The organism is Ruegeria atlantica, assembly GCF_013033965.1.
In the GTDB taxonomy this organism is placed as follows: domain Bacteria; phylum Pseudomonadota; class Alphaproteobacteria; order Rhodobacterales; family Rhodobacteraceae; genus Ruegeria; species Ruegeria atlantica_D.
Genome location: NZ_WQFE01000001.1, coordinates 387,399 through 409,067, shown reverse-complemented (window position 1 = coordinate 409,067; position 21,669 = coordinate 387,399). Strand labels below are relative to the sequence as shown.

Annotated in this window: 21 protein-coding genes; 11 read left to right on the top strand and 10 right to left on the bottom strand. The window is 57.3% G+C overall.

Annotation, left to right across the window (positions count from 1 at the left end):
• Nucleotides 1-108: 108 nt before the first annotated feature.
• The 4 genes from GOW16_RS02050 to trxB all read right to left on the bottom strand — a co-directional run bounded on the left by GOW16_RS02050 (nucleotide 109) and on the right by trxB (nucleotide 5,177).
• On the bottom strand, nucleotides 109-1,827 hold the full coding sequence (locus GOW16_RS02050; protein WP_170409753.1) for a bifunctional sulfate adenylyltransferase/adenylylsulfate kinase: 1,719 nt from the start codon (nucleotides 1,825-1,827) through the stop codon (nucleotides 109-111).
• Between the two features lie 206 nt (nucleotides 1,828-2,033).
• The gene (locus GOW16_RS02045; RefSeq protein WP_170409752.1) at nucleotides 2,034-3,704 is read right to left on the bottom strand and encodes an adenylate/guanylate cyclase domain-containing protein; all 1,671 of its coding nucleotides are present in this window, start codon (nucleotides 3,702-3,704) and stop codon (nucleotides 2,034-2,036) included.
• 50 nt (nucleotides 3,705-3,754) lie between these two features.
• Nucleotides 3,755-4,231, bottom strand: a complete 477-nt coding sequence (locus GOW16_RS02040) for an RES family NAD+ phosphorylase (RefSeq protein WP_170409750.1) — start codon at nucleotides 4,229-4,231, stop codon at nucleotides 3,755-3,757.
• A 4-nt stretch (nucleotides 4,232-4,235) separates the two neighbouring features.
• Nucleotides 4,236-5,177 (bottom strand): thioredoxin-disulfide reductase, encoded by a 942-nt coding sequence (gene trxB / locus GOW16_RS02035; RefSeq protein ID WP_170409748.1) that lies wholly within the window; start codon nucleotides 5,175-5,177, stop codon nucleotides 4,236-4,238.
• Nucleotides 5,178-5,403: 226 nt separating this feature from the next.
• On the opposite strand from trxB, the gene GOW16_RS02030 reads away from it, so the two are divergent.
• Complete coding sequence (locus GOW16_RS02030) at nucleotides 5,404-5,904, top strand: Lrp/AsnC family transcriptional regulator (protein ID WP_170409746.1); 501 nt, start codon at nucleotides 5,404-5,406, stop codon at nucleotides 5,902-5,904.
• A 116-nt stretch (nucleotides 5,905-6,020) separates the two neighbouring features.
• Here GOW16_RS02030 and GOW16_RS02025 read toward each other — a convergent pair whose 3' ends face one another.
• The 4 genes from GOW16_RS02025 to lgt all read right to left on the bottom strand — a co-directional run bounded on the left by GOW16_RS02025 (nucleotide 6,021) and on the right by lgt (nucleotide 10,243).
• Nucleotides 6,021-6,803 carry a Hint domain-containing protein gene (locus tag GOW16_RS02025; RefSeq protein ID WP_170409744.1) on the bottom strand — a complete coding sequence of 261 codons (783 nt, stop codon included), beginning with the start codon at nucleotides 6,801-6,803 and terminating at the stop codon, nucleotides 6,021-6,023.
• Between the two features lie 733 nt (nucleotides 6,804-7,536).
• Nucleotides 7,537-8,295, bottom strand: a complete 759-nt coding sequence (pgeF, locus tag GOW16_RS02020; RefSeq protein WP_170409742.1) for a peptidoglycan editing factor PgeF — start codon at nucleotides 8,293-8,295, stop codon at nucleotides 7,537-7,539.
• The gene (locus GOW16_RS02015) at nucleotides 8,292-9,359 is read right to left on the bottom strand and encodes a class I SAM-dependent methyltransferase (protein WP_170409740.1); all 1,068 of its coding nucleotides are present in this window, start codon (nucleotides 9,357-9,359) and stop codon (nucleotides 8,292-8,294) included. Before GOW16_RS02015 ends, pgeF begins: the two co-directional genes overlap by 4 nt.
• Nucleotides 9,356-10,243 carry a prolipoprotein diacylglyceryl transferase gene (lgt, locus tag GOW16_RS02010; protein ID WP_170409738.1) on the bottom strand — a complete coding sequence of 296 codons (888 nt, stop codon included), beginning with the start codon at nucleotides 10,241-10,243 and terminating at the stop codon, nucleotides 9,356-9,358. Before lgt ends, GOW16_RS02015 begins: the two co-directional genes overlap by 4 nt.
• 97 nt (nucleotides 10,244-10,340) lie before the next feature.
• Here lgt and GOW16_RS02005 point away from each other — a divergent pair, with 97 nt between their 5' ends.
• The 5 genes from GOW16_RS02005 to GOW16_RS01985 all read left to right on the top strand — a co-directional run bounded on the left by GOW16_RS02005 (nucleotide 10,341) and on the right by GOW16_RS01985 (nucleotide 13,535).
• Nucleotides 10,341-10,589 (top strand): accessory factor UbiK family protein, encoded by a 249-nt coding sequence (locus tag GOW16_RS02005; protein ID WP_050604795.1) that lies wholly within the window; start codon nucleotides 10,341-10,343, stop codon nucleotides 10,587-10,589.
• 312 nt (nucleotides 10,590-10,901) lie between these two features.
• Nucleotides 10,902-11,402: a YbjN domain-containing protein gene (locus GOW16_RS02000; protein ID WP_170409736.1), complete on the top strand. Its 501-nt coding sequence runs from the start codon at nucleotides 10,902-10,904 to the stop codon at nucleotides 11,400-11,402.
• A gap of 36 nt (nucleotides 11,403-11,438) precedes the next feature.
• Nucleotides 11,439-12,254, top strand: a complete 816-nt coding sequence (gene proC / locus GOW16_RS01995; protein WP_170409734.1) for a pyrroline-5-carboxylate reductase — start codon at nucleotides 11,439-11,441, stop codon at nucleotides 12,252-12,254.
• Nucleotides 12,247-12,585, top strand: coding sequence for a tRNA-binding protein (locus GOW16_RS01990; protein ID WP_170409732.1), 339 nt, complete (start codon nucleotides 12,247-12,249; stop codon nucleotides 12,583-12,585). The genes proC and GOW16_RS01990 overlap by 8 nt, the downstream gene beginning before the upstream one ends.
• Nucleotides 12,585-13,535, top strand: coding sequence for a 2-hydroxyacid dehydrogenase (locus GOW16_RS01985; RefSeq protein WP_170409730.1), 951 nt, complete (start codon nucleotides 12,585-12,587; stop codon nucleotides 13,533-13,535). Before GOW16_RS01990 ends, GOW16_RS01985 begins: the two co-directional genes overlap by 1 nt.
• Here GOW16_RS01985 and GOW16_RS01980 read toward each other — a convergent pair.
• Nucleotides 13,532-14,110, bottom strand: coding sequence for a thymidine kinase (locus tag GOW16_RS01980; RefSeq protein WP_170409728.1), 579 nt, complete (start codon nucleotides 14,108-14,110; stop codon nucleotides 13,532-13,534). The two genes, GOW16_RS01985 and GOW16_RS01980, sit on opposite strands and share 4 nt — an antisense overlap.
• A gap of 352 nt (nucleotides 14,111-14,462) precedes the next feature.
• Between GOW16_RS01980 and GOW16_RS01975 the strand changes: the two genes are divergently transcribed.
• Together GOW16_RS01975 and GOW16_RS01970 are read left to right on the top strand one after the other, a co-directional pair.
• Complete coding sequence (locus GOW16_RS01975) at nucleotides 14,463-14,924, top strand: hypothetical protein (protein WP_170409727.1); 462 nt, start codon at nucleotides 14,463-14,465, stop codon at nucleotides 14,922-14,924.
• Between the two features lie 166 nt (nucleotides 14,925-15,090).
• A complete protein-coding gene (locus GOW16_RS01970) occupies nucleotides 15,091-15,699 on the top strand; it encodes an HAD-IA family hydrolase (RefSeq protein WP_170409725.1) in 609 nt (202 codons plus the stop codon).
• A gap of 104 nt (nucleotides 15,700-15,803) precedes the next feature.
• Here the strand turns inward: GOW16_RS01970 and GOW16_RS01965 are convergent, their stop codons facing one another.
• The gene (locus tag GOW16_RS01965; RefSeq protein WP_170409723.1) at nucleotides 15,804-16,928 is read right to left on the bottom strand and encodes a beta-ketoacyl-ACP synthase III; all 1,125 of its coding nucleotides are present in this window, start codon (nucleotides 16,926-16,928) and stop codon (nucleotides 15,804-15,806) included.
• Between the two features lie 168 nt (nucleotides 16,929-17,096).
• Between GOW16_RS01965 and GOW16_RS01960 the strand changes: the two genes are divergently transcribed.
• The 3 genes from GOW16_RS01960 to GOW16_RS01950 are packed head-to-tail and all read left to right on the top strand — an operon-like array spanning nucleotide 17,097 to nucleotide 21,657.
• A complete protein-coding gene (locus GOW16_RS01960; RefSeq protein WP_170409721.1) occupies nucleotides 17,097-17,564 on the top strand; it encodes a MarR family winged helix-turn-helix transcriptional regulator in 468 nt (155 codons plus the stop codon).
• A complete protein-coding gene (locus GOW16_RS01955; RefSeq protein WP_170409719.1) occupies nucleotides 17,561-18,598 on the top strand; it encodes an efflux RND transporter periplasmic adaptor subunit in 1,038 nt (345 codons plus the stop codon). The genes GOW16_RS01960 and GOW16_RS01955 overlap by 4 nt, the downstream gene beginning before the upstream one ends.
• Nucleotides 18,599-18,609: 11 nt before the next feature.
• Nucleotides 18,610-21,657: an efflux RND transporter permease subunit gene (locus GOW16_RS01950; protein WP_170409717.1), complete on the top strand. Its 3,048-nt coding sequence runs from the start codon at nucleotides 18,610-18,612 to the stop codon at nucleotides 21,655-21,657.
• Nucleotides 21,658-21,669 lie beyond the last annotated feature (12 nt).

Sequence of the window (21,669 nt, the reverse complement as noted above, 5' to 3'; positions counted from 1 at the left end):
TGCGTTTGAACGGGTCTTGTATTTGCACCAAGGTGGTGCGCGGTTGTCAATCCGGCACAAAAAAAGCGGCCACAAAAGGCCGCTTTTGAGTGTCTGTGATCGCCGCGACTACGATGCTGCAACCAGACCCATGCTTTCCAGCTTTAGCAGAACCTGATGGGCGCAGTTGTCGACCTCGACATTTTCGGTCTCAACGCTCAGCTCGGGGCTTTCAGGCACGTCGTAAGGGTCCGAGATACCAGTGAACTCTTTTATCTTGCCTTCGCGGGCTAGCTTATAAAGTCCTTTGCGGTCGCGACGTTCGCATTCCTCAATGCTGGTGGCAACGTGTACTTCGCAGAAGGCACCGAATTGTTCGATCTCTTCCCGAACCGCGCGTCGGGTCGTGGCATATGGCGCGATCGGTGCACAGATAGCGATGCCTCCATTCTTGGTGATCTCGCTGGCCACATAGCCGATGCGGCGGATGTTCAGGTCACGGTGTTCCTTCGAAAAGCCCAGCTCGGACGACAGGTTTTTCCGCACGATGTCGCCATCCAGCAAGGTAACGGGGCGGTCGCCCATCTCCATCAGCTTGACCATAAGGGCGTTGGCGATGGTCGATTTGCCGGAACCCGAAAAGCCGGTGAAGAACACGGTGAACCCTTGCCGCGAACGCGGTGGAAAGCGGCTGCGCAGCTCTTGCACAACTTCGGGGAACGAGAACCATTCCGGGATCTCAAGACCTTCACGCAAACGACGGCGCAGCTCGGTGCCCGAGATGTTCAGGATGGTGACGTTGTCCTTGTCGAGGATTTCGTCATTCGGCTCGTATTGCGCGCGTTCCTGCACATAGACCATGTGTTTGAAGTCAACCATCTCGACGCCGATCTCGTCCTGGTACTTACGGAACAGATCTTGCGCGTCATAGGGGCCGTAGAAATCTTCGCCTTGGCTGTTCTTACCCGGGCCTGCATGGTCGCGGCCGACGATGAAATGCGTGCAGCCGTGATTGGCGCGGATCAACCCGTGCCAGACGGCCTCGCGCGGGCCAGCCATGCGCATTGCCAGGTTCAGCAGCGACATCGATGTGGTTGAGGCCGGGTATTTGTCCAGCACGGCCTCATAGCAGCGCACGCGGGTGAAATGATCCACATCGCCGGGTTTGGTCATGCCAACGACCGGATGGATCAGCAGGTTGGCCTGGGCTTCCTTCGCGGCACGGAAGGTCAGCTCCTGATGCGCCCGGTGCAGCGGGTTACGGGTCTGGAATGCCACGATGCGACGCCAGCCAACTTTGCGGAAATAAGCGCGCAGCTCGTTCGGAGTGTCGCGGCGCGCGCGAAAGTCGTAGTGCACAGGCTGCTGAATACCGACCACCGGGCCGCCCAGATACACCTTGCCCGCGACGTTATGCAGGTAGTTGACCGCCGGGTGCGCTTCGTCATCGGCGCCAAATACCTTTTCCGCCTCGCGCGCCTTGTCGGGCGTCCAGCGGTCCGTGACGGTCATGGTGCCCAGAATGACGCCTTCCTGATCGCGCAGAGCGATGTCTTGGCCAAGCTCAATCTTGTCGGCGAACGCCTCGTCCACATCCAGAGTGATGGGCATCGGCCATAGGGTGCCGTCGGCCAGCCGCATGTTTTCAACGACAGTGTCGTAGTCCGCCTGGCTCAGAAATCCCTTGAGCGGGTTAAACCCGCCATTCATCAGCAATTCCAAATCGCAGATCTGGCGCGGGCTCAGGTCCCAGCTGGTCAGGTCGGCGGCTTCCACCTTCAGTTTCTGCGCCGACTCGTACGAGACAAACAGTTCGGGGATCGGGGCCAGGTTACTTAACATCGTCATTGGAATACTCTTGTAGAAGTGCTGCTTTGCCGTTGATTTAGGGGCGTTTGCCCCGGCTTTTGGGTGAAGTCCATATACCTTGGTGAAACAAAGGACGATATGCGCGGTTTTTCTGCGGAATGGAAGGATATTCCGGTTTGCGCGGCAATCTGCGAAGCTGGTCCCTGGGGCGGGCAACAATTTCACTGAATTGAGGGCGAGTGTTCTTATGCTGCGACACTGGCGTTCAAATCCGCAGCTGTAAGGACCGGCAGGGCGGGAATCGGGCGATCCACACCCCGCAGTTCAAACGATCGGACCTGCCGCATATCGCCGTCATAGCCTGCTGCCAGCAACAACTCTTCCGAGACCAGTAGTTCGCAGCCCAGTGTTTTGGTTTCGGCCTCCAATCTACTGGCCACATTCACTGTGTCGCCGATGATCGTGCGGGCGGCGTGACCTGCAGCACCGATTTCACCCAGAACAAGATCGCCCAGATGCAGACCCATTCCGATGCGAATTCGGGGGCTGCCTTCTGTTTCCAACTGCTGGTTGAAATGCTGCAGGGCAAGGCTGATTTCCGCAGCCGCTCTCATCCCGGCACGTGCGGAACTCTGGGCGTCGGCGGTTTCGAACACTGCCAGTAAACCGTCGCCCATGTATTTGTCGACTACTCCGCCCTCGGCTGTGATCGCGGGAACAATGGCGTCAAAAAAGCGGTTCAGCAGGAAAACAATGTCATAGGGCAGTTGACCAGCGGTGAGCGAGGTGAAGCCACGCATGTCCAAAAACAGCACCGCCAGTTGTCGTTCCTGACCCTGACTGGCATGTGCCCGGTGTCGCCCGCCATCCGGGCGGAACATGCGAAACGCCGTGATTGGAGCCATCGGGCGGATTTGGCACGCCAGCCGGGCGCCTTTCGGGGCACTGACCGCGGCCAGGCTTCGGGCTTCGACCTCGCCGGGTTCAGGCAGTTGATCTGCGCCATCCTCAACAATCACCCGGCAGGTGGTGCAGCGCCCTTTGCCACCACATAGTGCCGTGTGAGGAATACCGTTGGCCTGGGATATTTCTAGCAAGGTCATTCCTTTTTCGGCGACAACCTCAGGGCCTTGAACGTATTTAACGCGTACAGAATGTCGGCGACGCCAGAGCTTACGGATCGCGAATACCGCCAGGGATGCGCCAAGAGCCACCCAGAACGCCATAAGGGCATTGTCCTTTACGCTGAACAAAACCTGGAATTCTTCCGGAGATGGCCAGTTGTAATGCTCGATATACTGTTCGCGCAAAAACGGGTCTGCAAAATCGGCCCAGATGCGGCGCCCCTCCGTCAGTACTCCGGCAAGGGCAAAAGTTGGGACAAACACAGCCACGCCAATCAGGTAAGGCACCAACTTGGGCCACCAGTTGGTCAGCCGCAGCCACATGTGTAATCCGATACAACCATGCACCCACACCACCAACAAAAGCAGGCTTTGCATCCAGACCGCGTAGCTGGGCCACATCAGTACGATGATGTACCCCATTTCATCGTTCACATCGAAGACCGTGTTCGCATAGCGCGTTTGCACGATGTGCGAGATAAGCTGCAGTGGGATCATCAAACCCAAAATCATCTGCAACCCGGTGCTGAACGACATTCGTAAAGTCCGGCGGCGACTGATCGAGTGCAGTGCCAGGCCTGCGTGGACCAAAAGAGCAGCATATAGAAGCACGCTGCCGACATTGTGGCGCGTGATCACATGCCGGGCGTCCTGCATGTTATGCAAATAGTCTGTGTGAAACAGACCCAGGCCGATGTTGATAAAGTGAAAGAACGCAAAGGCAAACAGGATCAGGCCGCTGCCGATCCTCAGCCGGGTTGCCCACCCGCCTTGCCACAGAACAGTTTTCAATCAGTTCACCTGCATTCGCCACGTCTGGGCCGAGTCTGATACGCCGCGGCTTAGCGGTCAAGCCGTGGTTGTGGATAGGGCGGTGTCCAATCCGTCGGCGGCCCGTCCACGCGGATCAGAGACGGCGACAAGTCGAACAGCACGATATGGCTGAGGTCGGGGCGCGAGCGCGAGCTGTATATCAACCCGTCAGCGCCTGCGACACGCGCGCGGTCCGAGAACCGCCATGTCGGCGAGGTGCCCCGTTTGGCGTGAATGTCCTGCCAAACGATTGATGCCTCGCGCTGTCCACGTAAGTCGACCAGTTTTGCGCCTGTCACGATTGCCCGCTGTAAGACCCGTGGCGGATCGCCCGCCGAGACATATCGCCGAATGGCAACCCCGGCGCCCTCTGCGCTTAGCGAGGCGTAAACTGCTGTCTGCCCCGCGTAATGAAAACGCCCCTCTGGCGCCTGGGCAGGGGCCATAGGGGCGTCCATTTGTGATAGAAACAGAATTCTCCAGACCGAGCCGGAGAATTCCAGCATCAGATCAATCCTGCTCGGCCAGGAAGCGCTCGGCGTCCAGTGCGGCCATGCATCCCATGCCGGCGCTGGTCACCGCCTGGCGATAGATGTGGTCCGTCAGATCGCCCGCCGCGAATACACCGGGCACCGAGGTTTCGGTCGAACCCGGCTTGGTCACCACATAGCCACCCATATGGGTCTCCAGCGAGTCTTTGACCAGTTCATTGGCCGGTGCATGCCCGATCGCTACAAATACGCCCTTACAGGGGATCTCGGTGATCTCACCGGTCTTCACGTTCTTGACGCGCGCACCTTCAACGCCCAGCGGGGCATCGGTGCCGATCACCTCGTCCAACTCGTGGAACCACAGGGGTTCGATTTTCTCATGCTTCAGCAGGCGGTCCTGAAGGATCTTTTCGGCGCGCAGTTCATCGCGACGGTGGATCAGCGTGACCTTGCTGGCAAAATTCGTCAGAAACAGCGCCTCTTCCACGGCGGTGTTGCCGCCTCCGATCACCACGATTTCCTGCCCGCGATAGAAGAAACCATCGCAGGTGGCGCACGCCGAAACTCCAAAGCCCTTGAATTTCTCTTCCGACGGCAGCCCCAGCCACTTGGCGCGCGCGCCGGTGGCCAGAATGACCGCATCTGCGGTGTAGATGGTTCCGCTGTCGCCTGTTGCGGTGAACGGGCGTTTACTGACGTCCAGATCGTTGATTATGTCACCGATGACCTCACAGCCCATCGCCTTGGCATGATCTTGCATGCGCACCATCAGGTCTGGACCTTGAACCTCAGTATCTCCGGGCCAGTTTTCGACTTCGGTTGTTGTGGTCAGTTGCCCCCCCGGCTCGATGCCCTGAACCAAAATGGGCTCCAGCATCGCGCGGCTGGCATAAACGCCGGCCGTGTAACCGGCCGGTCCCGATCCGATGATCAGAACCCTGGTGTGTCGTGTTTCGGCCATAGTACCCCCAACTCGATCTGCCTGATTGGGGCATGCGGCCCCTGACGGATGGATATAGCGACCACCGCGCAGGGCTTAAACCCCCAACCTTTTGACAGGCCGCTATGCATTTGCGGCAGGGTGCCAAAAAAAAGAACATTGAAAATATAGAATATTGCGCAAGTGCGAAAGATAATTGCGCATTGGTCGGGTGCTGATATAACAACCGAAAATTCAGGAGCATTTCATGGTCGCGATACGACTGGATGAGATTGACCGCAAGATTCTAGCGGAATTGCAGGCAGACGGGCGCATGACAAATGTCGAGTTGGCAAAACGGGTCGGTATTTCCGCACCACCTTGCCTGCGGCGTGTGCGTACGTTGGAAGAATCCGGACTTATCCGCGGCTACCATGCCGACGTGAACTCTCGCGAGCTGGGGTTCGAAGTTCAGGTCTTTGCGATGGTAGGGCTTGAAAGTCAGGCGGAATCCGAACTCAACGCATTCGAGGAACGCTGCCGCGAATGGCCTTTGGTTCGGGAATGCCACATGTTGAACGGCGAGGTGGACTTTATCCTGAAATGCGTCGCCCCTGACCTGAGCAGCTTCCAGCAGTTTCTAACGGGTGATTTGCTAACCACGCCCAACGTGGCCAGCGTGAAAACATCACTGGTTATCCGCGGCGCAAAAGACGAACCCGGCGTCCCGTTTGACGTTCTCGAAGAACGAATGAACCGGACGGCGTGAACATCATTCGCTTTTGATGTGGCTTTGACGGCGGCAGAAAAGCTGCGACCGTCAAAGAAAGAACCCAACTAATTATCAGCTGCATGATGCCCCCACACTGCAGTTAGTTTTTGTTTTCAGGCCGTAAGCGCATCTACCTCACCGTCACCTGCACGCGGCAGAACCAGCGGACCGAAATCGTTCAGCGATTCGATATGCGCAAACAAGTTCAGGTAGATCGACCTGAGCGATCGGCTGACCTGACGCACGGCATTGACGCCCGGATGGTAGGATTCGAATTGCAGACCGTCGACCTTGATGACCGAATGGCGTTTCAGGCAGATGTGAAACAGCTCAATCGGTGTCGGCGGCAGCGTTTCGATAACGCTCATGCCGTCCTGGAACTCATGGACTGGGGTCAGAATTTCACCGCCACCGTGCAAATGGCGCAGATGCGCCGGTGCGCCCAGCAAGCGCGCGGCGGGTCCTGCGATCACGCCCGACAGCGGCTTTTGCATTCCAAACGTATCAGCCATGATCCGCGTAAGTGGGCGCGTTCGGCCACGCGAATCCTCGCGTCCGGGAATCAATGTCACCGACCCTTTCCACAGGACCGTCTGCAGTTCGCCATCCTGTGTCAGAACCGAGTCGCCCGGAAGCAGATCTTCGATCGCCAATGGGCCGTGTTCGGTTTCCACCAATGATCCGCGCGTAAAAGCGCAGAACGCGTCTTCGAACATGGGCAAAGCCGGGGCGATGTGGCGCGTTAGCGATACATCTCCGTTTGGCATCAAAGTACTGACTTCATAGCGCCGCAACTGCGCTTTTGGTTTTGCTTTGGTCCTCGGAATTTCGCGCAACATGGCCGAAGTGTCGACCGCATTTCGGGCTGCGCGGGCCAAGGAATGTGGAATTGCCATTTTTATTCCGTCCCTTCTAAAATACCGTTCAGACGGGTAGAGCCCTCCGTACAGGGCAACCTGACCGGCGTATTTTTTGTCTTTAATGAGATGGCGACCTCAGGGCGCACGCCTTCCCGGCGTCGCAACGCGATGAATTTCCGCTTTCCTTTGGTCAACGCACTGACCCCCCAGACAAACTCATTACAACGCAGGCGAAAATTACCCACGCACACACGCCCCTGAACCTAGCCGCTGGAAAACTCAGCGGTTGGTCACACACCGGCCCGGAGCACCCCTCCGGTGTGTGTCTTGACCCTTGGAACCGGCAGCTTGGTTCCGCGGGCGTTGGTCAACGTTGGCGTGCCAAACGGCGCGCAACTCTGACCGAAGAGCTGGAAACCCGTTTCCACGGCATTTCCGGTGCCTGCTCTCGAGTGGCCGCAACGACGGCACTGAGAAAGCGAGATTTGACCTTCATGTTTTTGTTCCTGCTCGTGCCCGGGGAGCGAACACCCCGAATTCCTGTGTCGGATCACTGTGACGCGTCAATGCGGCACCGATAAGGCTGATCCGAGGTTAAAGCAGCATTATTGAAGGTCAGCAGGTCCTCTTCTTTTGGAATGCCTCGCACAACTGAGAAATCATTTGATAAACATCTGAGTGCGGACAATAAAAATCAAAATGTCTCGATACAAACAGACACAACAAATGTGGCAAAAAAGCGGCGAATTTGCCACATTTGGGGCGAGCCCTACAATTTAATGGCGGAAATCAGGCGACCGTAATCGGCTTCGTTTGCGTGGGTTGAGCGGCGATAGGAGTAGAACCTGTCCGGGTCAGAATAGGTGCAGTGCCGCGTCCATTCGGCCTGACCTACTCCGGCTTGTCGCAACCTGTGCAACCCAAAGGCGGGCAGGTCGAACTGCAGCCGATCCCCAGTACCGTTTGCAAAGAACCTGAGATTCTCAGGCGAATCCGCCGCGAATTCATCCAGAAAGTCGGGGCCAACCTCATAGGCGCCTTGAGAAATTGTTGGACCAATGACGGCGACGGTATTTTTTCGTTGTGCCCCCAATGCCTCCATTGCGTCCAAGGTTGCTTCCAAAACGCCGTCCAATGCACCGCGCCAGCCAGCATGCGCGGCTCCGATCACATTCGCGTCAGAATCGGCGAACAGGACCGGTTGGCAATCCGCCGTGAGAATCGTCAGCGCCAATCCGGGTGTCGCGGTGACAACGGCATCTGCCTTGGGTTTGTCGCCATTTATCGGTGCGTCCACCGTCAGAACAGTCGGCGAATGCACTTGATGTACGCCGACCAACGAGTCCGATTCGACCTCCATCGCGGCGGCGACGCGCTGGCGGTTCACCGTCACTGCTTCGGTTTGGTCAGAAGACCCATAGCCGCAGTTTAAACCCGCAAAAATACCGGAAGACGCACCGCCCCGACGGCTGAAGAACCCGTGGCGGACAGGCGATAGGATGTCCGAGGTCAGAATTTCCAAAGTCATGGTTCCAGTCCCGGTGGAGGTGCAGCATATGAAGGGTAGAGGCCCAGTACTTTGAACAGGTTTCCCATTTCCTCGGGGTGCGTCAACCGGCGATGTGCAGCAATGAGTGTCTCAAGCTCAGACCCGCCGAGTGGCGTCGCCAATGCCTGCGCGCGGGCCGTAATACCCAGCCGCTCCAGAAATACGCCCTGAGGTGTCAGCTTTGTATGAGCGCAACCTGCTGCGTGTGCTGCCAGGGCAAGGGGTTCGAAATCTACATGCGCCGTCAAATCCGCATGGCCCGGCGCCTGCAGAGGATCAACACGTTCATGTGATCGCAATGCTTGAAATGTGTCGCCCAGCGAGTGCCAGTCTCCGTAATCAATGATCAGCGCAGCGCCACCATGCGACGCGATACGGCCTGCTGTCACGGTCAGAATCGGAATCGCGGTCGGGCAGAGCTCAACCAGATCACCGTCTTCAGTGTCGGTTATGCGATCCGCAAGAGCAACCTGGCTTGTGTTCGGCCCTAGTCCAAACGTCAACGATTCGCCCTCTGCGCCAATCAAACGCTCGCGCCAGCCCTCACCTTCACGTAGGAACTGGCGGATCGGCAGGGCGTCAAAGAACTCGTTCGCCACCAGAAACAGCGGAGCTTCGGGCAGGTCGGTAAGCGAATCGATCCAGCGTGGATTGTGATTGCTGAGTGTTTGGGCCTGCCTGTCCCGCAAGGCTGGGGAGGCTTCGAACAGAACGATTTCGGCCGCCGCATGGAAGCCCGGCACGCGGCCGGTGGCGCGCAGGATATCTGCCATCAGGGTGCCGCGCCCCGGTCCCAACTCGGCCAGAATGAACTTGTCCGGCTTTCCCTGATCTGACCAGCTTTGCGCCAGACTCAGCCCGATCACCTCTCCGAACATCTGGCTGATTTCCGGGGCTGTGATGAAATCCCCCTGTGCACCCAGCGGATCGTGGGTTGAATAATACCCGAACTTGGGATTCAGGAGGCATTCGGTCATGAATTCGGCCACGCTCATCGGGCCGTTCAGCGCGATTTGCGCTAGCAGGTGATCCTTCAGACTCATGGCGCCGATCGCGCGCGCAACGCGAGCCAAAGGCCAAGCGCGATCATCGGCAACGACAGAAGTTGTCCCATCGTCAGGCCGTACCCACCAACATGCCACGCTAGCCCCAGCGGATTGCCGGGCGAGACAAATTGCGCGTCAGGCTGGCGAAAGAACTCGACAAGAAATCGCGAAGCCCCGTAGCCTGCCAGAAAGATGCCGGTCACAAGGCCCGGCTTGTGAAATGCCCTGCGCCGGTAGGCCATCCACAGCAACAATGCACCCAGCAACAACCCTTCCAACGCGGCTTCGTACAGCTGCGAAGGATGACGGGCACACATCCCGGCGACAACGCCGGGGCAGTCTTGCGCGGCGGCGCCGGGAAAGATCACCGCCCACGGAACCTCGCTGGGTCGTCCCCAAAGTTCGGCATTCGTGAAATTCGCCAGTCGGCCCAGCAGCAAGCCGGGTGGAACAGCATGCGCAATCAGATCGGCCATGGACAAAACCGGTATTTGATGCCGCCGCCCGTAAAGGTATGACGCGACAACAACCCCCAGCAGCCCCCCATGAAAGGCCATCCCGCCCTGCCAGATCTTCAGAATGTCCAGCGGGTGCGACAGGTAATAACCTGGTTGATAGAACAGAACGAACCCCAGACGCCCGCCCAGAATCACGCCAAGGATGATCCAGGTGATCAGATCCTCCAGCTGCTGTGGCTTCATCGGTGGCGTATCTGCAAGCCAAAGCGCCGGGCGTTTCAGCGCCATGGCACCCAATCGCCACGCGATCAGAATGCCGGCTATATAGGCCAGCGCATACCACCTTAGTGCGAACTCCATCCCGAACAGCGAGATCGAGAAAACTTCGGGCGAAAGGTCGGGGAAATTCAGAACAGCCTGCATGTGCGTCTCATTGCCCGGGGTTTGCGGGGCAAGTCAACCTTGAGCCCGGGCCAATCTTTACCCATATAGAGACCAACCGCGATACCGGAGTAAAGCCATGCAAACCCGTAACAAGATTCTTGATGACGTTTCCCAACTGATGACCAACGCCATGGGCGTGGCCCAAGGCGCGCGGGAAGAGGCCGAGAATGCAATGAAGTCGATGATCGACCGCTGGCTGGCTGACCGCGATTTCGTCACGCGTGAGGAATTTGATGCCGTGCGTGCCATGGCCCAGAAAGCCCGCGAAGAGAACGCCGCACTTGAGGCGCGCATTGCGGCGCTGGAAGCCAAGCTGGACAAATAAGTCCGCAGATCTGAGATTTTGAAAAAAGAAAACCGCCGCGCAACCCGGCTTCGGATTGTGCGGTGTTGTGTATTCTGACGCCTTGCAGAATTTAATCAAGACAAAGCTGTGTGAACTGTCAATATTTTGATCGCCGTTGCCAGCTGTCCACAACTTATTGCTGTTATCCCCAATAAATAGGGTTGCCAGAACCTCGCCTGCGGCGCACCATATTTAGTACAGGCAGACTGGGGAAGCCCGGCTTGTAGAGCAAGCAACTAGCGCTGGGGCGCTGCCAGCCCCTAAAAGGCTAGAGATTAGTGAGGTGGCATTATGGCCCTTTCCGAACAGTTTCTCGAAGAAGACCTTCATCCAATCGACATTGTTGAACATCTTGCCGAACACCACGACTGGGATTTCGACCGGATCGGGGATGATCAGATTGCTATGGCTGTTGAGGGGCAGTGGCGTACGTACTCGATCACTTTGGCCTGGTCCAACTATGACGAAACACTTCGCATGGTATGCTCATTCGAAATGGAACCTCCAGCCGAACGCGAGAACGAGCTGTATGAGCTGCTCAACAAGATGAATGATCAATGCTGGGCCGGTGCGTTCACCTATTGGGCCAATCAGAAACTGATGGTTTACCGGTACGGTTTGGTCCTGACCGGTGGTCAGACCGCTAGTCCGGAACAAATCGACACGATGATCACCGCAGCGGTTCTGAGCGCCGAGCGGTATTACCCCGCGATCCAGCTAGTCACTTGGGGCAACCGCGATCCCGAGGATGCGATGCAGGTCGCCATTGCAGAGGCCTACGGCCGCGCGTAAAGCTTTGCCCCGAACCGGATGAGGAGAGGGGCAATCATGGACATGTCACGCGTCGCCGAACAGGGGCTGGTTCTTCTGGGTTGCGGTAAAATGGGATCGGCCATGCTCGCCGGATGGTTAGAGCATGGCCTTCCTGCGTCAGCCGTCTGGGTGATCGATCCGTATCCCTCGGACTGGCTGAAGGCGCAGGGCGTCAATATCAACACTCCGTTGCCCGAATCCCCCGCCGTGGTGCTGGTGGCAGTCAAACCGCAGATGATGGGCGACGCGCTGCCTGCGATCAAAGCTCTGGGAGGGGGTGGCAGCCTGTTTGTGTCGGTCGCGGCAGGTACGTCCATCGCGACTTTTGAGGGCGTTTTGGGCGAGGGCACCGCTATCGTGCGGGCGATGCCCAACACACCGGCGGCGATCCGGCAAGGAATTACCGCCCTGATCGGCAACGGGTTTGCCACAGAGGTTGATGTTGCCCTAGCTGAAAACCTGCTGTCCGCGATTGGTGAAACCGTGCGTCTGGATGACGAGGCGCAGATGGATGCAGTGACCGGGCTCAGCGGCTCGGGTCCTGCCTATGTTTTCCACCTGATCGAAACACTGGCTGCTGCCGGACAGGCGCAGGGCTTACCGCATGAATTAGCGATGAAGCTGGCCAAGTCGACTGTGGCAGGGGCAGGGGCGCTGGCTATAGCGGCCGAGGAAGACCCCTCGCAACTGCGCGTAAACGTGACTTCGCCCAATGGTACAACGCAGGCCGCGCTTGAGGTACTGATGCACGAAGAATTCGGCTTTCCTGACCTGCTGCACCGCGCGGTCAAAGCCGCAACTGACCGATCCAAGGAGCTGTCCCGTGAGTGAAATTTCATTCGACGATTTTCTCAAGGTCGACATCCGCGTTGGCAAGGTCATCCGCGCCGAGCCATATCCGGAGGCTCGTAAACCCGCGATCAAGATGTGGATCGACTTTGGCGATGAAATTGGCGAGCGTAAGACCTCGGCTCAGGTCACCGCGCATTACGATCCATCGACATTGGTGGGCAAACAGGTCATGGCTGTCGTCAATTTCCCCCCGCGCCAGATCGGTCGGTTCATGTCCGAAGTTCTGGTCTTGGGCCTGCCGGATGATAATGGCGAGATCGTTCTGATCGGACCGGATGACGAGGTTCCCATCGGCGGAAGGATGCACTGATGAAGCTTCTGATCGCACGCCCTATGACCGCCGCTGTTGAGACGCGCGCGCGGAAGGAGTTCGACGTTGAGGTCCGCAGGAGCACCTTGCCGATGTCGCCCGAAGAGATACGGCGCGCACTGGCCGAGTTCGATGTGGTAGTCCCGACGTTAGGTGATCAGTTTTCGCCGGAGATTTTCGCGGAAGTGCCACAGCCGCGTTGCAAATTGCTGGCCAACTTCGGTGTGGGGTACAATCATATCGATGTCGCAGCTGCGCGGGCCGCAGGGATTGAGGTGTCTAACACTCCCGGTGCTGTTACCGATGCCACCGCCGACATTGCAATGACCTTGCTATTGTCGACCGCGCGCCGCGCGGGCGAAGGCGAACGGTTGGTCCGCTCCGGCAACTGGCAGGGTTGGCACCCAACCCAGATGCTGGGTCATCACGTGACCGGCAAGCGCGTTGGTATCGTAGGCATGGGGCGCATCGGCCAAGCCATTGCATGGCGGTGCCACTTCGGTTTCGGAATGGAGGTGGCCTATCAGTCACGCAGTCCGAAAGAGGTGGAGTTTCCTGCAGAAAACATCCCGGATCTGAAAGAACTGGCTGCTGTGGTCGATTTCTTGGTGCTTGCCGTGCCCGGAGGTGCAGAAACTCATCACTTGATCAACGCGCCGGTGCTGAAAGCGATGAAGCCCTCGGGCATCCTGATCAACATCGCGCGCGGAGAGGTGGTGGATGAGTCCGCGCTGATCACTGCCCTGCAATCCGGGCAAATTGCAGGCGCTGGCCTTGATGTCTATGAGTTCGAACCCACTGTTCCACAGGCCCTGTGCGCTATGGAGAACGTGACGATACTGCCCCACCTTGGCACGGCAACCGAAGAAGTACGCACCGATATGGGGCACATGGCGTTGGATAATGTTGCGGCCTTTGTCGCCGGTCGCTCGCTGCCGAATCCGGTCTAACGTCCGACCGCCTCGCGCCAGTGTTTGCGGCAGAGCGAGACATAGGTCTCGTTTCCGCCGATCTGCACCTGAGCACCCTCGGTGATGGCTTTGCCGTTGTCGTCCTGACGGATGACCATCGTCGCCTTACGGCCGCATTCGCAAATCGTGCGCACCTCACGCATTTCATCTGCCAGTGCCAGCAAGGCAGCCGAACCGGGAAACAGGCGGCCCTGAAAATCCACGCGCAGGCCATAGGCAAGGATCGGTACCCGCAGGTCGTCCACTGCACGCGCCAGTTGCCAGACCTGTTCTTCGGTCAGAAACTGTGCCTCATCAACAAAAACGCAGGTGACGTCCCCTTCACTGAGACGCTGTTCAATCATCGCAAACACGTCATTTCCCGGTGCGAAAGTATCGGCGTCGGCCGATATTCCGATGCGCGATGCAATCCGGCCAACACCGGCCCGCCCGTCCAAGGCTGCAGTCATCAGGTAGGTGTCCATACCCCTCTCACGGTAATTGTGCGAGGCCTGCAGCAACACGGTCGATTTCCCCGCGTTCATTGTCGAATAATTAAAGTACAGTTTTGCCATGGCTTGGGTCTAAATTGCCTGACCCTTGCGGGCAAGCCATCAAAGAGCTTGAAAAGCGACGTCGCCGTTATCGTTGCGAAGGTCGAGCGTAAGCCCATTGGGGATGGATACCCCGCCTCAACAACAGCGACGCCGTCGGCCATTACACGGCCTACCCGAAACAGAGCTCAATTGTGCTCTGCAAACACTCGTTACCGGCATGAAAAGCCGCCACTCACTCACAAAACCCCTGCATATCTGAGGGATAGTCAATTTATCTCATTTCAATTATGACTCGAGTATGGGAAATTTCTTTCCCCTTTCCCCCGCAATGGCAGATTTAGTGGGGCGTGCAGGCAGTAAAGGTAAAAACATGGCAGATATCGGGGCCTACCTGAAAAAACACACAGAAGCGTTGGTTAAAGACGTGGGAATCGAATCCGCGTGCGAGATCACCGGCAAGTCCAAAGCCACGTTGGGCCGCTATTATTCTGACAATATCGAACATGCTGACCGGTTTATGCCGGTCGACGCGGTCGCACGGCTTGAGGCTGTGTCGAACTTCCCCCACGTCACCTCGGCGCTGGCGGATCTCAAGAATATCACCCTGTCCTATGACGGGCGAAATGACGACAGCCCTCGCACCGGTGGCGTGAATTCCGATGTGATCGCTCTGAGTCAGAGGTTTGCGATGTTGATGACCGAATACCAGTCGGCAATCGAGGATGGCATCATCACGGTGAACGAAGCCAAGCGCTTGCTGAAAGAAACCAGCCAGCTGCAACAGGTCCTGTTGGACATGAAGCTGCACCTGGAAGAAGAAAGCGTGAGCTGAGACTCCGGTTTGTACCGCTCAGTCATCAGGACGATGTTTCTGTGAACAATCTGCAACCTTTTCAGCAGTCCTCAGGTCGAGCACGGTTTGAGCAGTTGCGTTTCGTTTCAATTATTCTGCAAGCGACATATGCACCGTTCCTGTTGCGTTACCAAAGGGTTCGGTAATGGCAAAATGCCTGATGCTTGATGTTGATGGTGTCCTCGTCGACGGTCGTCCCGGCGATGGTCTGCGATGGGACACTGATTTATTGAAGGATCTTGGACTTAATCCCAATCTGCTTGCGGAAGAGTTTTTCAAAACTGAATGGACTGGCATTGTCGAAGGACGGACTGAACTCCTGCCTGTACTAGAGGCTGTTCTAAAGCGTGTCGCTCCGACCATTAAAGCTCGTGACTTGATAGACTATTGGTTTCGTGAGGATTCCGGCATAGTCGAAACCACTGTTGCTGATGTGCGCGACGCGAGAAGCAAAGGCATATCTGTTTATCTTGCAACCAACCAGGATCACATGAGAGCAATCTATCTCATGCAGACAATGGAACTCGGCAACGAAGTTGACGGCATAGTGTACTCAGCAAAAGCGGGGTGCAGAAAGCCAAAACCTGAGTTCTTCGATTTCGCAGCGCAGGAAGTTGGGCGCCAACCGGGTGACCTTTTGCTGGTCGATGACACCCTACCGAATGTTGAGGCAGCCCGATCCGCAGGATGGAAGGCTGTCCATTGGGACGGAACCGAACGCCTTTCCGCGATTTTACACCGCAGCTTATATTAAGCGGGTATTTTATTTGCGTCCCAATCTAGCGTTCCTGATGTCGTCTTGCGTACTGCGGTACGGCGTATCCTGAGACGTGATCGGTGTGTCACGACGCCAAGACGTCAATTGTGTCGCTTTACAATCACTGACCCAACCGAGTACCCCGCGCCGAAGGAACAGATCAGACCGACGTCGCCATCCGTCAGGTCATCAGAGAATTTTGAAAACGCGATTATCGACCCGGCCGATGAGGTGTTTGCATAATCTTGCAGGATGTTGGGCTGTTCTCCTGCTTCCGGCTCGCGGCCTAGTACTTTCTTACCGATGAAGTCATTCATGGTCTTGTTGGCCTGGTGCAGCCACAGACGTTTGAGGTCTGTATTCTCCACCCCCTCGGATTCCATGTGATCCGAGATGTGCTTGCTGACCATCGGCAGCACTTCCTTGAACACCTTGCGGCCGTTCTGCATGAACTGCATGTCACGGCGGTCGACCACTCCGTCAGGGCGCGAGCGACGCAGGAAACCGTTGTTGTTGCGGATATTGTTCGAGAATTCGGTCGCGCAGCGGGTTGACAGGATTTCGAAATGTGGGCCTTTCGCGTCTTCGATCCGCTCGATCAGAGTGGCAGTGGCCACGTCACCAAAGATGAAATGGCAATCCCGGTCGCGCCATTCCAAATGACCAGAGCAAATCTCGGGGTTCACGACCAGCGCCGAACGGACCGAGCCGGAGCGAACCATGTCAGCCGCTGCCTGAATGCCGAATGTGGCCGAAGAACAGGCGACGTTCATATCGAACCCGAACCCGTTGATTCCAAGCGCCTGCTGAATCTCGATGGCAACGGCAGGATAGGCGCGTTCGTGGTTCGAGGCGGCGCAGATTACCAGATCGACATCCTCGGCGCTGCGACCGGCTTGCGCCAGAGCCTTTTTGCAGGCGTCGACGGCCATCTCGGTCATAATACCCGGCTCATCATCGTTTCGCTGGCGCAGAAGAGGATGCATCACATCAGGGTTCAGAACACCGTCCTTGTCCATCACGTATCGTTTTTCGATGCCCGAAGCCTTGACGATGAACTCTTCCGAAGAATGTTGCATCGGATCCATCTCACCCGCTGTAATCGCGTCTGCGTTTTGGGCGTTCATCTTGTCTGCATAGGCGTTGAATGCAGTGACGAGCTCGGCGTTGGTGATGACGTTTTCGGGGGTGAAAACACCGGAGCCGGTGATCGCGGGCGTGTACATGATAAGACCTGAATGTTTTGGATTTGCACAAAATGCAGTCATAACAGGGTTAGATCAAGAGATGTTGACCCAAGGGAATGCCAAAGTTCGCGTCGAAATCAGCTTCACATCTTGAATGGTTCATTTTTCGAAGTATATGCGTGTTTCAAATCTCGAACGGATTCGCCAATGACACACGACGATAGCGAACTGGTCCGCTGCCTCAGCCCGGAAGTACAGGCAATGATGGGGGTCTATGCGCTCTACTGGAAACTGGAAGAGAGCTTTGATGCCCTTGAGGTCGAGCTGAGCCATCAGGAATGCCATATGATGGTCAAGCTGGAGCGACCCAAGCGTATGGGCGTCTTGGCCGCCGATATGCTGACTGTGCCGTCGACTATAACGTCAACGGCTGATGCGCTGGAAGAAGCAGGGTATCTGACACGCCAACGCGATCCGGAGGATCGTCGGGCATGGTTGTTGGTACTGACCGACAAGGGACTTGAGATGCGGCAGGTTCTGATGGCCGAGGCGGGGGACCTGTTCCGCCGCGCCTCCGGACTGGATGCTGACGAGACTGCCGAGTTTGCACGACTGGCCCGGAAAATCCGGGAAAACATAATGAAAACAGGAATTCCTGAGGGATTGAAGAAATGAAACTCTTCTCTGTACTAAGCGTCGCTCTGACTGTGTTTGCCACCTCTGTTTTGGCGCAGGATGCCGCCAAGCCCGTGAAGTTAATGGTGGTAAAGGAGACCTCACCCGGTTTCTCCCGCCAGTTTTTTGGCCGTGTCGCTGCGCGGCAAACGGTTGACCTGGCCTTTCAAGTTTCCGGGCAAATTGTCGAAATGCCTGTGACGGAGGGGTTCGTGATCCCCAAAGGTGAGCTGATTGCCCAACTGGATCAGGAACCGTTTCAGCGCCGTTATGATCGGGCTGTACTGCAAAAAGATCAAGCGGATCGTACCGTGGCCCGTTTGTCCCGTCTGCGCGGAACAACCGCCAGCCAGGTGGCAGTGGATGACGCGGAAACAGAAGCGCAACTGGCAGACATCGCCGTCCGCGATGCCGAATACGATCTGGAACACGCCACGCTAACCGCACCGTTTGACGCGCTTGTATCGCGCCGCACGGTCGAAGCCTTTACCACCGTTTCAGCGGGTGCACCGATCGTGCGAATCCATGACATGTCCGAACTGCGGATCGAGGTAGACGTACCGGAAATCCTGTTCCAACGGTCCGGGCAGGAGGACGACATCTCGATCACGGCCAAGTTTCCAGTCAGTGACGAAGTCTTCCCACTGCAAATACGCGAGTTCGACGCGGAATCTTCAAGTGTCGGCCAGACATTCCGTATTCAGTTCGGCCTTACGCCTCCCGAGGGTCTGCAAATCCTGCCAGGATCGTCGGTGACGGTGAACGTGCAAGTTCAGGACGACCGAACCGGAATTGTTGTTCCTGCGACAGCCATCATTTCCGATGCCAACGGCGGCTTGGGCGTCATGGTATATTCTCCGGTCGGAGCCGATGAAGGCACCGTGCGTCTTGTACCTGTGACGATTGAGCCGACGCAAACCGGTGAAGTCCGGGTTTTGTCCGGGTTGAAGGATGGCGATGAAATCGTCGTCGCGGGTGGAGCAGCGTTGACCGATGGTCAGGCCGCACGCCGCTTTGCCGGCTTTGCGAACTGAAGGGCGGATCAATGAACATAGCGCGCGCATCCATTGATCGCCCGATTTACACGTGGCTGATTATCCTGATTGCCCTCTTTGGTGGAATCTGGGGCTTCCTGTCGCTGGGGCGCCTCGAAGACCCGGCTTTCACGATCAAAAACGCAGTGATTGCCACCCAGTACCCCGGCGCAACTGCCGAACAAGTGGCGCTGGAGGTATCCGAGCCGCTCGAGTCTGCCATCCAGCAAATGGGCGAAGTAAAAACGATTACATCCGTCAACCAGCCTGGCCTGTCGCTGATCGAGGTTGAGATCCAATCGACATATGACGGAACCGAACTGCCTGAAATCTGGACCAAGTTGCGCGCCAAGGTGCGTGATACGGCCCGTGGCCTGCCTTCTGGAGTGCAACAGCCGCTGGTCAACGACCGTTTCGGCGATGTGTTCGGGTTGTTCTATGCTGTGACTGCCGAAGGGTTTTCAGACGCTGAAAAGCACGAGCTATCGACCTTCCTGCGGCGCGAGTTGCTGACTGTTGATGGCGTGGCGGATGTCGAGGTAATGGGCCTGCCGCAAGAGGCGATCTTTGTTGAACCCGATCTGGCCATTTCCGTGAACCAGAACGTGCCGCTGCAGGCCATCAACGAGGCCATTGCCAATGCGGATTCCGTGAACGCCTCAGGCTCGGTCCGATCAGAGAATGACCGCACAACCATCCTGACCGCCGAAGGGTCGGACAGTGTTTCGGCGATCGCGGGACTTTCAGTTGGTTCACAAGGGCAGGTGATCAATCTTTTCGATATGTCTGACGTGTATCGCGGTCGTCAGACGGATCCTGACGTGATGATCCGGTTCAATGGCACCGAAGCTTTCACCTTGGGAATTGCCGGACTGTCCTCCGAGAACATTGTCGAGGTCGGCAAACGTGCGGACGAGAAGTTTGCCGAACTGGATTCGCAAATCCCGTTTGGCGTTGAAATCCTGCCGATCTACCAACAGCACGTGGTGGTCGAGCAGGCCTCGAACGACTTTCTGGTGAACCTCGCCATGTCGGTGACCATCGTGGTTGTGGTGCTGGCGTTATTCATGGGCTGGCGCGCGGCAATTGTGGTCGGCTCAACCCTCTTGTTGACCGTGGTGGGAACGCTGCTGTTCATGTCGATGTTCTCGATCGAGATGGAACGGATTTCGCTGGGTGCGCTGATCATCGCGATGGGTATGCTGGTGGATAACGCAATCGTTGTCGCCGAGGGCATGCAGATCGCCATGCTGCGCGGAAAGAACTCGCGTGATGCCGCGGATGAGGCGGCATCCAAGACGCAAATCCCTCTGTTGGGTGCGACCGTCATCGGGATCATGGCCTTCGCGGGAATCGGACTTAGCCCCGATGCGACGGGCGAGTTCCTGTTCTCATTGTTTGCGGTGATCGGTATTTCACTGTTGCTGAGCTGGGTGCTGGCTCTGACAGTGACGCCGATGCTGGGCCACTATTTCTTCAAACAGGGCAAAGAAGGGGCCGTGGACGCATATGGTGGGCTCATGTTCCGTGTATACGGCGCGATTTTGCGCTGGGCACTTCGGTTCCGCTGGATGGTGGTTGCCGGTCTGGTCGGCGTCACCTTCGCCTGTTTCGCCGGGTTCGGTTTGGTCAAACAACAGTTCTTCCCGGATTCGAACACGCCTTTGTTCTTCGTGCATTACAAACTGCCGCAAGGCACGCCCATCGCGCGGACAGCCGAGGACATGGCCGTGTTCGAAGAATGGTTGGGCACCCGGGACGATGTTGTGGCCGTCACCACATTTGTGGGGCAGGGCGCAACCCGGTTCTTGCTGACCTACTCGGCAGAGAAACCAAACCCCAGCTATGGCCACATGATCATCCGCACCGAAACTCTGGATGACATCCCCGCATTGCAGGCGGATCTGGAGGCGTTTGGTTCTGCGCAATTCCCCGAAGGTGAGTTCCGCACCAAACGTCTGATCTTTGGCCCCGGCGGCGGCGATCCGATCCAGGCGCGGTTCTCGGGTAGTGATCCGGCCGTTCTACGGCAGCTTGCGGATGAGGCGATTCTACGGATGCGCGCTGCGTCCGAGAATGCTCTGCATGTTCACCATGACTGGCGCGAGAAAGAACTGGCGGTGCAGCCCATCTATGCGACGGAACGGGCGCAGACAGCCGGCGTAACCCGCGAAGATATCGCCGGAACACTGCAATTCTCGACCGATGGTTTCAACGCAGGTGTGTTCCGTGAGCGCGACCGCCTGATTCCGATCATAATCCGCCGCCCGGCGGACGGAGAGTACTCGATCGTCGATCAGGTCGTGTATTCGGATCAGTCGAACAAGTTCGTCCCGATCGAGCAAATGGTCGACGGGTTCGAATACCAATCGCTCAACACGCTGGTTCACCGTCGGGATCGGGTGCTGACTATTACAGTCGGTGCCGAAATCCCGCCGGGAATGACGGCGGCCCAGGTGCATTCCGAGGTGCGCTCGGCCATCGAAGAGATGGAACTGCCTGCGGGCTATCGCATGGAGTGGGGCGGTGAGTTCGAAAACGCCGGGGAAGCAAATGAAAGCCTCGGCCGTCAGTTGCCAGTAAGCCTGCTGATCATGGTTCTGATATCCGTGTTGATCTTCAACGCCGTCCGTCAGCCGATCATCATCTGGCTGTTGGTGCCGATGTCGGTCAACGGCGTTGTGATCGGCTTGCTAGGTACTGGCCTGCCGTTCACCTTCACCGCGTTGCTGGGCTTGCTCAGCCTGTCAGGGATGTTGATCAAGAACGGTATCGTCCTGGTCGAGGAAATCGACCTGGTCCGCGAAACCGGTAAGGGGTTGCGCGAGTCGATCATCGAAGCCTCGGTCTCCCGTCTGCGCCCCGTGATGCTGGCCGCGATCACCACCATTCTGGGCATGGCACCGTTGCTGACGGATGCGTTTTTCAAGTCCATGGCGGTGACCATTATGGGTGGCCTGGCATTTGCGACGATCCTGACGATGGTCGCAGCACCGGTCTTCTACATGATCTTCTTTGCGCGGGATGAAAGGCGTGAGGAGAAAGCAGCCGTCGCCTAATACGAACCGGGC

Bases quoted from the DNA above. Each gene is read 5' to 3' on its own strand.
- GOW16_RS02050 (WP_170409753.1), bottom strand. From the start codon at position 1,827: ATGACGATGTTAAGTAACCTGGCCCCGATCCCCGAACTGTTTGTCTCG.
- GOW16_RS02040 (WP_170409750.1), bottom strand. From the start codon at position 4,231: ATGCTGGAATTCTCCGGCTCGGTCTGGAGAATTCTGTTTCTATCACAA.
- trxB (WP_170409748.1), bottom strand. From the start codon at position 5,177: ATGGCCGAAACACGACACACCAGGGTTCTGATCATCGGATCGGGACCG.
- GOW16_RS02030 (WP_170409746.1), top strand. From the start codon at position 5,404: ATGGTCGCGATACGACTGGATGAGATTGACCGCAAGATTCTAGCGGAA.
- GOW16_RS02025 (WP_170409744.1), bottom strand. From the start codon at position 6,803: ATGGCAATTCCACATTCCTTGGCCCGCGCAGCCCGAAATGCGGTCGAC.
- pgeF (WP_170409742.1), bottom strand. From the start codon at position 8,295: ATGACTTTGGAAATTCTGACCTCGGACATCCTATCGCCTGTCCGCCAC.
- GOW16_RS02015 (WP_170409740.1), bottom strand. From the start codon at position 9,359: ATGAGTCTGAAGGATCACCTGCTAGCGCAAATCGCGCTGAACGGCCCG.
- lgt (WP_170409738.1), bottom strand. From the start codon at position 10,243: ATGCAGGCTGTTCTGAATTTCCCCGACCTTTCGCCCGAAGTTTTCTCG.
- GOW16_RS02005 (WP_050604795.1), top strand. From the start codon at position 10,341: ATGCAAACCCGTAACAAGATTCTTGATGACGTTTCCCAACTGATGACC.
- GOW16_RS02000 (WP_170409736.1), top strand. From the start codon at position 10,902: ATGGCCCTTTCCGAACAGTTTCTCGAAGAAGACCTTCATCCAATCGAC.
- proC (WP_170409734.1), top strand. From the start codon at position 11,439: ATGGACATGTCACGCGTCGCCGAACAGGGGCTGGTTCTTCTGGGTTGC.
- GOW16_RS01985 (WP_170409730.1), top strand. From the start codon at position 12,585: ATGAAGCTTCTGATCGCACGCCCTATGACCGCCGCTGTTGAGACGCGC.
- GOW16_RS01980 (WP_170409728.1), bottom strand. From the start codon at position 14,110: ATGGCAAAACTGTACTTTAATTATTCGACAATGAACGCGGGGAAATCG.
- GOW16_RS01975 (WP_170409727.1), top strand. From the start codon at position 14,463: ATGGCAGATATCGGGGCCTACCTGAAAAAACACACAGAAGCGTTGGTT.
- GOW16_RS01970 (WP_170409725.1), top strand. From the start codon at position 15,091: ATGGCAAAATGCCTGATGCTTGATGTTGATGGTGTCCTCGTCGACGGT.
- GOW16_RS01965 (WP_170409723.1), bottom strand. From the start codon at position 16,928: ATGTACACGCCCGCGATCACCGGCTCCGGTGTTTTCACCCCCGAAAAC.
- GOW16_RS01960 (WP_170409721.1), top strand. From the start codon at position 17,097: ATGACACACGACGATAGCGAACTGGTCCGCTGCCTCAGCCCGGAAGTA.
- GOW16_RS01955 (WP_170409719.1), top strand. From the start codon at position 17,561: ATGAAACTCTTCTCTGTACTAAGCGTCGCTCTGACTGTGTTTGCCACC.
- GOW16_RS01950 (WP_170409717.1), top strand. From the start codon at position 18,610: ATGAACATAGCGCGCGCATCCATTGATCGCCCGATTTACACGTGGCTG.